We start from the raw sequence: 11,754 nt of genomic DNA on the forward strand, positions 1-11,754 counted from the left end.
TCCCCGCGTTTTCAGATCTCACCCAGCGAACTCGCGTGTGTTCCCGATGAATGTCCTTCAGTCTGGCTGAACTCACGGCGGACGTACCGGTAAGACTCGTGCAGCCAGGTACACGCGATTGAGTACGCCCAGCCCAACGGTGCCCTACTGGTCGCTGGGAAGGTGGCTGACGGCGTCTTCGAGCCACCGGGCAGCGGCGGGGACGTCCGGCCGGCCCACCAGCTCAGGCGGGGCGGCATCTGCTGGAGCAGATCACCCCGCTGATCGTCCGGGTCCGCTCCGCCGGAGGCGCCGCCCCGCTGGAGCCGACCCTGCACGACCGGCAGGCCCGCCTGTCCGCCCGGGGCCACGCCGTGCTCACCGGCGCCGACCTGGACGCCTACCTCCGCGCCCGCGAACCCTGAGGCCGGGGCACGCTCACCACCGGAAGCGGCACGGCCGCGAATGGAGACCGGGCACGGGTGACGGGGAGAGGCTTCACCCTTGCCGCCCGGAGACCGTTCAGTCCAGGATGCGGAGTCTCCACGGGTAGTTCGCAGGTCCCGCCTGATCGCAGGCGTACGACCTCGCGCCCATGGCGACCCATGCCGTGCCCGACTGGACGCACTCGTAATGGAACATGTAGTAGCCCTCCGTCCACCACACCAACGGTGCGGAGGCGCTCGTGCCGTGCATCGCCCCGGGACTCCGCGACGTCGCGACGGCGGTGGTCGCGGTCGCCGCCGCCGGGCTCGCGAACAGCAGGATTCCCCCGGCCACCACCGAGGCGGTCGCCACGACGAGCGTGTTCTTGACTCGCATCCGTGCTCACTCTCCGTTCCGATTGCCGATGACGTGTGTTGGCGGTCACGCGTACCCCCGATCCCGGCGGGCGCGTGGCTCTCCTTGCCTCCATCAGATCTACGGCACGGCCGCTCGCGCGGACCATGATCGGGCACGTTCCTGTCGGTAAACCTGGAGTTCGTGTCCGTTTTCGACGGGGTGCGCGCTCCCGGACGAGCGCCGCCCGGCCTTGGCGGTAACCGTCGCCTTGTCGAACTATCCATCCGAACCGCTCGGTCGGCTGATCAACCGGCTCGCTCGTCAGGAGCAGCGGCCGGGCCGGGCTCAAGGACAGCGATCTCCCAGGAGACGCCCACTACGAGCTGCCCGTCCGGGTGCCAGGCCAGAGCGGAGATCGGCCAGGGGAATCGTACCGGGGGCGCCGTCTGCTTCCCGGTCCGTAGGTCCCACATCCTGAGGGTCCGGTCCCAGCCTCCGGATACGGCCTGCCGCCCTCGGATCGCCACCGCTGTCACCGCGCCCGCGTGGCCGGTCAACGGCCGGTCCCGGCCGTCGCGCAGGTCCCACAGCCGCAGGCCTCCGCCTCCGACGAGGGCGAGGTCGCCCTCTACCGCGATCGCGTGGACCACACCGGTGGGCAGACTCCCCAACCGCTCGCCGGTGCGCACGTCCCATAGCCGGGTCGTCCCGTCGGAGCCGCCGGTGAGGATCGTCCGGCCCGTGACGGCGACCGCGTCGATCGCGCAGGGGGACACCGCGCATCGTGACTCGCCGGTCCGCAGGTCCCAGATGCCGACCAGGCCGTCCTCCCCGCCGCTGACGGCGGTGGAGCCGGTGGCCGCCAGCGCGTGTACGGCACCGACGTGGCCGGATAGGACCTGGATTTCCCCGGTTTCCATGCCCCACGTCCGGATCAAGCCGTCGTGCCCTCCGGCGGCGAGGACGATACACCGGCCATCGACCGTGGCGGTTGCCACCGCCGTGATCAAGGAGCCCTGGCTTGTGAACTTTCCGGAATGGCGTGTGCCGTCGGCCAGATCTTTGACGCCGAACCAGCGGCCTTCCTCGTACGCGAAGACGACGACGGGCCGCCCGTAGGCGACGCCGAGCGCGACGGCCCCGACCCGGGGATTGCCAGGGAGGGGCCTGCTCCGGCGGGTGCGCAGGTCCCACACTCGTACGGCCCCGGAGGAGGCGCAGGTAACGGCCAGATGCCCCACCGTGGCGATGCCCCGGCCGGACTCGCCGAGCGGCTTGCCCCACTCCTCGCCCGTGCGTAGGTCCCACACCCGCCCCCGCCTTCCAGCGGCCCCGGCGACCGCGACGGAACGACCGTTCACCTCGGCGGTGGCCACAGCCGTGACCCGGCCGGGCACGGATCTCCCACGCTGCCTGCCGGTACGCAGGTCCCAGATCCGCAACGTGTCATCCTCGCCGGAGGTAACGGCGACGGGGCGTCCTGCCACATGAGCGGTCGCCACCGCGCGCACCGGTCCGACGTGGCCGGTCAGCGGCTCGCCATACCGCTTCCCGGTGCGGAGGTCGAAGATCTGCACCGTTGCGTCGTCGCCGCAGGTGACGATTCGCTTACGGCCGTCCAGCCGTACCGTGGCCACGCCGTTGACCGCGGCACCGTGCCTGACCGCCCACACCCTCCGCCCACCGCGGACCCGCACCGTGTCGTAGCGCACGGCCAGGATGAGGAACCTCCCGACATCCTTGACCGTCGCCAGAGGGCAGGCCTGGTGAATGGCGTCAAACGTCCACGACTCGCCGGTGACCGGATTCCACGCCTCCAGGCGACCGTAGTAGGGCACGAGAACGATGTCGCCCATGAGCGCCACCGTCTCCACCGGGTACCGCCCGAGCCGCCTCTCGCACAGTGGCCGGACCGTACGCAGATCCCAAGAACGCAGCACGCCGTTGTCGCTGCCGGTGATCGCGACGGGCATCCCGCCCACCATTCCCGCAGCCACGCTGCACACCCCACCCGTCTGGTTGTCCCAAGAGGGGCGTACCTGCTCATTCCACTGCATGCCGCCGGCCCAGGCGACCCGCCAGGCGTCGTGCTCCGACTCCAGGCGTGGCTCACCGGTCGCGCCGTAGCGGGCCGCGTGCACCTGCAGCAGCCACCTGCGAACATCGGGAACGGCTCGGGAGAACTCCTCTCCCGAGGCTAGGTAGGCCGTGCGGTAGCACTTGGCCCACTGGCCACCGACCTTGTCCAGCATCGGGAACAACCGATCGGGATCGGCATGGATCAAAGGGCGAGCACCGTTCCACAGGAACGCATCCAGCCGCCCGCCCCGAATCGCTCGCTCAAGCCTCTCCATACGGAGATCGGACAGGTCACGCGTGGCCGATCCGCCTCGCAGGCAATCGCTGATCCGCGCGGCGGTGGCCGACCGGCTGTCTTCGGGTCTCACCATCTCTTCCCTTTGTCGTTACCGGTGTCCGCAGGCTTGGCCTTGGTCGCGCCAGATACCAGAGCCCATGACGAGGTTAGGGACCGGTACTGGCAAACGGCTTGTGGATCACTCCAGCACCTCAAGAGGGGTCCCGACAGCAATGAGGGAAATCCCGACGAAGTAGCCTCTGGCCTGCGGTGCACCCGGGCCCTATGGCCAAGGCGTCGACTCGCCTACGGTGTGGGTCATGAGTGACGAGGCCGCTCGGTTCGAATACGGCGTGGGCCGACAGCCGTTGTAGACGGTGCGAGATCGGCACCCCACCATGTCCGCCACCGCGTCGTCGAGCCGCAGGCGCGCGTACTCCTGAGCGCGGACGCCGGCACCCAGCAGCGTGAAGATGATGGCCGCGTGCGCACCATCCGTCCTTGACGACGGTGAAACCCTCATCCAAGGGCGCGGGCCAGGGACTCGGCTCTGCGGTGGTCGTACGGTGCGGCCAGGCGTTCGGCGGTCGCCATCGCCTGCTCGGCCGCCCGCCTGGCCTGCCTGCGCCCGCCCAGGGCGGCCAGGATCAGTGCGAGGGCCCAGCCGATCCGGGCGGCGGCGCCGGGGTTGCGGGCGGCGTACCGGGAGAGGTGTCCGAGCAGGAGGGGGGCCACGGTCCGGTCCTGCCCCGCGTCCCCGAGCAGCTCGGCGAGGCCGGTCCAGCACTCCAGCATGCCGAGCTGCACCGCCGGCAGCCGCTCGGCCAGCGTCAGCGCCTCGGCCAGCGCCGCAGGCGCCCGCGCCGGGTCCAGGCGGGCCGCGATGGTGAGCAGGCGCAGCTCCTGGATCGTGCGGCTCGCCGGGCTGTCGCGCAGGCCGATCTCCTTCGCGTGCATACGCCGCCGCTCGTGCGAGGCGCGGGCGGCCGCCAGCAGCTCCCGGATCCGCTCCACCGGCACCCCCTCCAGGCGCAACAGCGCTTCCGCCCGGCCGGTCAGGCACCAGTGGCGGCCGATGTCGTCCCCGCCCACCCGCGCGACCGCCAGCTCCTCCGTCTCCGCGTACCCGGTGGCCGCCGCGGCGAACTCGCCCTGCCACAGCGCGGTCTCGGCGAGCATGCCGGCGCAGTTCTCGGCCACCCGCGGGTCGATCGTCCGCGACCGTCCCTCCGTGAACGACCGCCTGGCGTCCTCGAAACGGCCCGCGTGGAGCAGGTCGATCCCGCGGGCCAGCCTGGCCCGGTGCACGGCCTCGTCCGGGTGGTCGATGACGGAAAGTGCCCGGTCGGCGAGACTGCCGTAGTGGGCGGCGATCCGGTGGCGGCTGGCGAGGCGGGCGATGGTGGCGAAGTTCGCGTAGGACTCGGCGCGCAGGGCGGGGTCGGTGCCGCGGTCGGCGGCGTTGAGCTGGCGCAGCGAGGTCACCAGCATCACGGGGAGGTCCTGCTGGTGGTAGGCGAGCCGGGCGAGCAAGGTCAGCGCCTGCGCGGCCTCGGCCTCGTCCGTACGGGGTGCGGGGAGGAGACGGCGGGCGGCCGTGATCGGCAGGAGGCGGTGGGCGGCCTGGCGGGTGGCGGCGGCCAGGAGAGCGGTCGCGAGGTCGGCGGGGGTGGCGGGGAATGGCTCGCCGAGCGTGTCGAGGGCGGCGCGGGCCAGGCGGGTGGCGGCGCGTTCCCTGGCGAGCTGGTGGGAGCTCACCGCAGCCATCCGGAGCAGGCGGGCCCGCAGGCGCGGGTCTTCCGGAGGGCGGTCGAGGTGCTCGCGGACGATCGTCACCGACTCCTCGTACAGGCGCAATCGCAGGCACAACGTCCAGTAGTGGTCCAGGAAGCGCGGCTGTCCGGACATCCGCCAGGCCAGGCGGATGTTGTCCATCTCGGCGCCGAGCACGCGGACGACCTCGGCGTCCGAGCCGTCCTGGAGCGCGGTGGCGTGCCGGTCGAGGAGGCGGGCGTAATGGCGGGCGTGCCGTTCGCGTACCCCCGGGTCCTCCAGATGGGCGGCGGCGAGCCGCTGGATGAGAGGGTGGAGGGTGTACCGGCCGGACGGGGTGAGCTGCAGCATGCTGTGGTCGACCAGGTGGACCAGCACCTCAGGGCTGGTTTCGGCGACCTCCAGGGCCGCGCGCAGGGTGCAGCCGCCGCCGAACACCGACAACGCCGCCAGCGCCGCCCGCCTCGCCGGGGCGAGCAGCCGCCAGGACGTCTCGAAGACCGTACGCATGCTCGCGTGCCTGGACCGTGCGGCGGGACCGGCCGTGGAGAGCAGCCCCGTGTCCACGCCGAGGCGTTCGGCCAGGTCGGCGCACGGCACGGCACGCAGCAGGCCGGCCGCCAGCTCGATCGCCAACGGCAGCCCGCCGGTCGCGGCGCAGATCGCGGCCACCAGCGGGGCCTCGCGCTCGGAGTCGAACCCCGGCTGGGCCTTGAGCGCCCGCACGACGAACAACGCCTCGGCGGCCGACTCGGCAAGCCCCTCCACCGGGACGATCACCTGCCCGGGCACGTCCAGCCGCCGCCGGCTGGTCGCCAGCACCCGCACGCCCGGCGCCACCCGCAGGATCTCCGCGATCACCCTGTCGAAGGACGGCAGATGTTCGAGATTGTCGAGCACCAGCAGCGTCGAGCGACCGGCGAGGGCGGCGAGCAGCAGCTCGGCGGCGGGCCGCGGCGGCGAGAGGTCCACGCCGAGCCGGCGCGCGAGCGTCGTCACAGCCGCCTCCGCCCGCACCCCGGCAAAAGATACGAACGCGACATCCGCCAAGGAAGGGGACGCGGCGCCGTGCTCACCGGGCTTCGCGGAGGAGGGGGAGGCGGCATTGCACTCGCCGGCTCGCGCGGAGGACGCGGCATCCCGGCCCCCGGCCTCCGCCGCGGCGATGGCCAGGCGGGTCTTGCCGATGCCGCCCGGGCCCGACAGGGTGATCAGGCGTTCCCGGGACAGCAGGGCACGTAGGCGGCGGATGTCGGACTCGCGGCCGACCAGCTCCGACCCGGGGACCGGCAGGGCGGCCCGGCGGGCGGTCGCGGGCCGGGGCGTGAGGTCCTGGCGGAGCGCGCGGGTCTCGGGTACGGGATCGACGCCCAGCTCGCGCGCCAGCCGCAGGCGCAGCTCCTCGTAGCAGGCCAGGGCCGCGGCCCGGTTCCCGGTCCTGGCCAGGGAGGCGATCAGCACCCGGTGGGCCTCCTCGTCGTACGGGTCCAGCCCCGTCACGATCCTGGCCAGCCGTACGACGTGTTCGGAGGCGGCGGGCCCAGCGCGTACGAGCAGCTCGCGCAGCACCAGCCGGGCCCGCTGCCGCTCGCACTCCAGCCACCCGGTGAACGCGGGCGCGTCCCCGAAGGAGAGACCGTCGAGGAACTCCCCGCGCCACAACCGGAGCGCCCCCGCCACCGTCGGGCCCTGGGTGAGCTGCCAGTAGTCCACGAAGCAGTCGTCGTCGGCGCGGAAGCCGACGTGGTCGCGGGTGATGTCGAGCCAGCCGCCCACGTCCTTGCGCAGCTCCGACAGCGCCAGCCGCAGGCTGCCCCTGGCGTTGGCGTCGGGGCGCTCGCCCCACAGCAGTCCCGCGAGCTCGGCCCGCGAACGCGCCCCCGGCATGGTGGCGAGGTAGCAGAGGAGTGCCCGGGTCTTGGCGGAACGGATCCGCACCGGCCTTCCCCCGACAGCCAGCTCGGGCGTGCCGAGCAGCAGCAGACTGAAGGAGTCTCCCATACGAGGATAGTAGGCGCGTGCCTGTCGCCCGACTATGTCAGAAGGCACGGAGATCGTGTGCTCTATGCCATTGACCTGCGATCTAACGATGTGCTCACGCTGCGTCCGCGACTCTGATGCCGCGTTTCGCGACGGTCGCGAAACGTCAGCGTCTCCAGGAGGAGCAGCATGCATTCTCGTAAGGTGATCGCCGCACTCGCCCTGGCCGGAGGTCTGGTGGCGCCGATGGCGTTGGCCGCGACCCCGGCGGCCGCCATGGCCGGCTCGTGCCGCGTGGAACTGTACGACATCGACGCCGGCAACGTGGCCGACCGGGACGGCCGGGACGAACTCCGGTTCCTGGTCGATGGGAACCTGTTCCCCAGGATCAACGCCAACTACTTCGGCATGAACGCCGGTGACGACGGGGATCCCGGCGACTTCGAAGGCCCGACCTCGATCATCCTGAGCACCCAGGACGTGGACTTCGACCTGCGCGAGGTCGACGGCCCGATCTGGGGACAGGGCGACCGGCTCGGCACGGTGACCGCCCTCGGCAGCACGTGCGCCGGGCTCGCCACGGGCGCCACCAGGACCATCACGAGGACCCTCACCGGGACCGAGCAGACGGCGTACTCGTACGTGGTCAGCCTTGAGATGACCGCTCTGTAACCGCCCTCGGAGCCGAGGCCGCGCTGCCACCGCGGGGCAGCGCGGCAAGAGCGTCGGCGGCGTGGCCGTCGTCGACGAGGCCATGCTGTCGATCGGCCTCGCCATCGTCGAGGAAGGCTCGGGAAAGCCGACGACATCTCAGCGATCCCGATGCTCCCTCATCACCTCGTGCGGCACCTTCGCATCCGATGCGAGATGTTCGCAGCCGACCAGGAGCGGCAGACCCGCCGCGTACCGCCGGAGGAAACCGGCGGTCGGGGTGTCCGCGGTCGCGACGGCGTCCGGGGTGCCCTCCGCGATCACCGCGCCCCCGTCCGGACCGGCTCCCGGCCCCAGGTCGATCACCCAGTCCGCGGACGCGGCGACGGGGATGTCATGTTCGGCCACGACGACGGTGTTGCCCGAGTCGAGCAACACATCGAGCGCATCCACCACACGCTGGATGTCGGACGGGTGCAGGCCCGAGACGGGTTCGTCGAGAACGACAAGGCCGGCCTTGCGACCCGCGGCACCGCGCTGGATCGCGGACGCCAGCTTCAGCCGCTGCGCCTCGCCGCCGGACAACTCTGTGGCGCTCTGGCCGAGCTGGAGATAGCCAAGCCCGACCTGGTTCAAGGCTCTCAGGGTTTCCGCGAGTTGCCGGGGTTCGGAGAACCGCTCCACAGCCTCGGCGACGGTCAGCTCCAGCACCTGATCGATGGCCAACCCCTGATACCTGATCTCCAAGGCCTCCGGCTTGTAGCGCCGACCCTCGCACGCGTCGCAGACCACCCAGACATCCGGCAGGAAGTGCATGTCGACCAGCTTGCGGCCATAACCGGTGCAGGTTTCGCAGCGGCCGCCACCTGCGGTGTTGAAGCTGAACCAGGAGGCCTTGACCCCGCGTCCGCGCGCCACGTCGGTTTCGGCGAACAGCTTGCGGACAATGTCGAACGCCTTGCTGTAGGTGGCCGGGTTGGACCGCGGTGTCCGCCCGAGCGGTTCCTGATCGACGACGGCGACCCAGTCGACCCCTTCCAGGCCGGTCACCTGTCGCACCGTGTCGGTCGCCGTCCCGTTCAGGGCGGCCTCCACGTTCGCCGCGAGCGCGCCGAGCAGACTGCTCTTGCCGCTGCCGCTCACCCCGGTCAGGCAGGTGAGCCGACCGGCGGGGAAACGCACCAGGTCCGCGGTCACGTTGTGCGCACGCAGGCCGTGCAGCTCCACCCAGCCGGTGTCATCCCCGGCCGGACGGCGGGTCCGGCGCAGCCGCGGCCCCTCACCGGCCAGATAGCGTCCGGTCAGCGACGTCGGGTGGGCGGCCGCGTCGGCGGGAGGCCCCGACACCAGGATCTCACCGCCGAGGCGGCCTGCGCCGGGCCCCATATCGATCACCCAGTCGGCCCGGGCGATCAGCTCGGGGTCGTGCTCGACCAGGAGCACCGTGTTGCCGGCCTTGCGGAGCTCCAGGGCGATGTCGAGCAGGTGCGCCTTGTCCGCCGGATGCAGCCCGGTCCCGGGCTCGTCCAGGACGAAGACGATGCCGCTCAGCTCGGTGCTGAGCTGCGCGGCGAGCCGGGTTCGCTGCAACTCACCCCCGGACAGCGTCACCGCGCTCCGGGACAGCTGGAGATGGGACAGGCCGAGCCGGTCGAGGATTCCGAGCCTGCGGCCAAGGTCCTGCAGCAGCGGCTCACCCACCTCGCGCTGCCGGGCGCCCAGGTCGCCGGCCACACGCTCCGCCCAGCCGCACACCTCCCGTACGTCCACCTCGAGCAGGTCGGGATAGGTCAGCCCGCCGAGCCGCACGGACCGGGCCACCTGGTCGTATCCGCTGCCGCCGCAGGTGCCGCACGGCTGCTTGCGCATGTACGGCAGGTAGCGCTGCTTGGCGCTGGAGGTCTGGGCGTTCACGAACACCCGCTCCACCTCGGCGAGCGCGCCCCGCAGCGGCTGGCTCAAGGTGTAGGTCACTGAGACCGTCTCCTTTTTGTTGGGCACGTCGACGGTCGCCTTGACCTTCTCCTCACCCGTGCCGTACAGCACGCAGTGGCGGAACTCCTCCGGCAGCGACTGCCACGGCCGGCCGAGGTCCACGCCGCGCTTCTCGGCGAGCGCCGGCACGAACGCGTGCTCCCCTGACCGCCACCTGGCGTACCAGGGCGAGGCCCCCTCGAAGAGCGGAAGCTCCGGATGGGTGATGACCAGGTCCTCCTGCGCTTGCCAGCGCCCGCCCACCCCATGGCAGTCCGCGCAGCCCCCTTCCGGGGTATTGCGGTCGAAATGAGCGGTCGTCAGATGCCCGTCCCCACTCTCCGTCGCCGGGTCCGCGCCGATTCCCGGAAGGCGCGAGTACAGCAGCCCCAAATGCCCGTCGATGCCGGTGATCGTCGCGACCGTGGACCGGGGGTTGCGGTTCAGACGGCGCTGGTCGACCGCGAGCGTCGCGCCGAGTCCCAGGATGCGGTCGACCTTCGGCCGATTGCGCTGGGTGATGTACTGCCGTACGAACGGCGAAAGCCCCTCCAGATACCGCAGCTGGGCCTCGTTGTGCAGGGTGTCGATGGCCAGCGAGGTCTTGCCGCTGCCGCTCACGCCGGTGAAGGCGGTGAGCCACCCCTTGGGGATGCTCACCGACACGTCCCGCAGATTGTTGGTACGAGCCCCCACCACCTCGATGGCCTCGCACCCCATACTGGCGACATCCCGTACGAACGCAGTCAACCTTCGTCCACCCTCTCGCGACACAGCAGAACATGGGCGGGCAGCCCCACCCATGCCGAACAAACCGATCAAGCCACTACCCGGCGGCCGCTCGTCACAATGGCGCTGAGCGGCCGCCTCACCTTCACTGGATCTCTCAGCACGTGGCCGGTCTCGATGCGGCCCGTGCCGCGGATCAAGACCGGGACGCCGCGGTGAGCTTGCCGATGTCGGGGGCATAGACGGTTGTCCAGTGCGGATGCGGCCGGTAGCGGACCACGTCGTCGTCCCAGTCGAAGGCGTCGTCGCCGTAGACGGAGCGGGGGAGGCAGGCGTCGAGGAGAGCCTGAAGCTCCTTGAGCTCCTCGGGCGTTTCGCGCATTGAGGTCCTTGTCCATCGGTGAGGCCCCGGTCCACACCCACATCGGCGCCGACCGGTGAACCCATGGTCGCTCTGAAACCCGACGACTTGTGTCATGTTTTTTCATCCGTTTCGCGGATGCCGCCGGGCCGGCGGGGGTTTCGCAACCTGCGCCCGAAGACCGCACCGCCGGCCCGGGCGCCCTCCTGGCTCGGCCAACCGCAGGCCCGCCCGACATCACGACGTCGGGAAAACCATCAAACGCGACAAAACCCTAAGCACCCGACAGCGACGAACAGGTCGAACGACAAGCCGAGAAGGTGTCTGTCTTAATTCCTCGAACGATCTTCGGTGGAGTCGGAGGTGAGCGAGTCCAGTTCGTCTGCTCGCCGGAGGTCCTTGGGGCGGCCGAGGGCGCGGCGCATCCGGATCAGGTCCTGCCGGGAGACGTAGTGCACTTCCAGGCCGCCCGGGTCGACTGCGGTGATCGCGCGGTCGAGGCACTCTCGGACGTGAAGGTCGCCCCAAGGGAGCGCCGGGGTGCAGCAGTCGCCGCCGGCTCCGGGTGAGGTGAACTGCACTTTGGGGCGGAGAAAGGAATCCGGGTGAGTCGCTACGGGGTTGCCTGTTTCGTCGGCGAGTTGAGCGTCGACGGAGGTGAAGGCGGCCGCCAGGGCCGGAGCGTGAGCCGGCACGCCGTCCCAGAGCAGGTCCAGATCGCCGGTCAGTTCGGTGGATCCATGCATGATGCCGGCGACCTGACCGATCACGACGGCTCGGACGCCGTGGCGGTGGAGGGCTTCGAGCAGCGGGAACGGGTCGAAGCCGAGGGCACCGTCGGTGCCGATCGTGCCGACGTCGTCGTCGGCGTCCTCGTGGCCCAGGCCGGTGCCCGCCCGGCCGAGAGCCAGTTCACGGGTACGTCGGGCGGCGGTACGGAGTCGTTCCAGCGGTTCGTCGATCATCTGACCCATGCAACACCCGGCCGCACTCGTGGCGCACTCGAATCCAGCGGCGACCAGCCCGTCGGTCTGCCCGGCTGAAAGCCTGCCGCGCCGGTCACCGGGACTCGTTTCAGGCATCCGGCACCGTGAAGAGGCCCGCTACCAAACGCCTGGTGGCGGGCCTCTTCGCGTGGACGTCTCCGGGTCGCCTAAACGGAGAAGCT

The 11,754-nt window shown here is 71.0% G+C and carries 7 protein-coding genes; 1 reads left to right on the forward strand and 6 read right to left on the reverse strand.

Going from position 1 to position 11,754, the window contains the following annotated elements; genetic code table 11:
• Nucleotides 1-501: 501 nt before the first annotated feature.
• From AB0J58_RS42370 to AB0J58_RS42380, 3 genes are all read right to left on the reverse strand, one after another.
• Nucleotides 502-801: a hypothetical protein gene (locus AB0J58_RS42370; protein WP_364226978.1), complete on the reverse strand. Its 300-nt coding sequence runs from the start codon at nt 799-801 to the stop codon at nt 502-504.
• 266 nt (nt 802-1,067) lie between these two features.
• Nucleotides 1,068-3,014 carry a hypothetical protein gene (locus AB0J58_RS42375; RefSeq protein WP_364226981.1) on the reverse strand — a complete coding sequence of 649 codons (1,947 nt, stop codon included), beginning with the start codon at nt 3,012-3,014 and terminating at the stop codon, nt 1,068-1,070.
• A 623-nt stretch (nt 3,015-3,637) separates the two neighbouring features.
• Nucleotides 3,638-6,892, reverse strand: a complete 3,255-nt coding sequence (locus AB0J58_RS42380) for a BTAD domain-containing putative transcriptional regulator (protein WP_364226984.1) — start codon at nt 6,890-6,892, stop codon at nt 3,638-3,640.
• A 168-nt stretch (nt 6,893-7,060) separates the two neighbouring features.
• Between AB0J58_RS42380 and AB0J58_RS42385 the strand changes: the two genes are divergently transcribed.
• Nucleotides 7,061-7,543: a hypothetical protein gene (locus AB0J58_RS42385; protein WP_364226987.1), complete on the forward strand. Its 483-nt coding sequence runs from the start codon at nt 7,061-7,063 to the stop codon at nt 7,541-7,543.
• Nucleotides 7,544-7,681: 138 nt separating this feature from the next.
• Here the strand turns inward: AB0J58_RS42385 and AB0J58_RS42390 are convergent, their stop codons facing one another.
• From AB0J58_RS42390 to AB0J58_RS42400, 3 genes are all read right to left on the reverse strand, one after another.
• Nucleotides 7,682-10,246: an excinuclease ABC subunit UvrA gene (locus AB0J58_RS42390; RefSeq protein WP_364226990.1), complete on the reverse strand. Its 2,565-nt coding sequence runs from the start codon at nt 10,244-10,246 to the stop codon at nt 7,682-7,684.
• 175 nt (nt 10,247-10,421) lie between these two features.
• Nucleotides 10,422-10,607, reverse strand: a complete 186-nt coding sequence (locus tag AB0J58_RS42395; protein ID WP_364226993.1) for a hypothetical protein — start codon at nt 10,605-10,607, stop codon at nt 10,422-10,424.
• A 308-nt stretch (nt 10,608-10,915) separates the two neighbouring features.
• A complete protein-coding gene (locus AB0J58_RS42400) occupies nt 10,916-11,668 on the reverse strand; it encodes a hypothetical protein (RefSeq protein ID WP_364226996.1) in 753 nt (250 codons plus the stop codon).
• Between the last annotated feature and the right edge of the window lie 86 nt (nt 11,669-11,754).

This window comes from Streptosporangium sp. NPDC049644 (genome assembly GCF_040675205.1).
GTDB classification, from domain to species: Bacteria; Actinomycetota; Actinomycetes; order Streptosporangiales; family Streptosporangiaceae; genus Streptosporangium; species Streptosporangium fukuiense.

Excerpts from the sequence above, each read along its gene's own strand:
- AB0J58_RS42370 (WP_364226978.1), bottom strand. The coding sequence starts at position 801 with ATGCGAGTCAAGAACACGCTCGTCGTGGCGACCGCCTCGGTGGTGGCC.
- AB0J58_RS42375 (WP_364226981.1), bottom strand. The coding sequence starts at position 3,014 with ATGCTGGACAAGGTCGGTGGCCAGTGGGCCAAGTGCTACCGCACGGCC.
- AB0J58_RS42380 (WP_364226984.1), bottom strand. The coding sequence starts at position 6,892 with ATGGGAGACTCCTTCAGTCTGCTGCTGCTCGGCACGCCCGAGCTGGCT.
- AB0J58_RS42385 (WP_364226987.1), top strand. The coding sequence starts at position 7,061 with ATGCATTCTCGTAAGGTGATCGCCGCACTCGCCCTGGCCGGAGGTCTG.
- AB0J58_RS42395 (WP_364226993.1), bottom strand. The coding sequence starts at position 10,607 with ATGCGCGAAACGCCCGAGGAGCTCAAGGAGCTTCAGGCTCTCCTCGAC.
- AB0J58_RS42400 (WP_364226996.1), bottom strand. The coding sequence starts at position 11,668 with ATGCCTGAAACGAGTCCCGGTGACCGGCGCGGCAGGCTTTCAGCCGGG.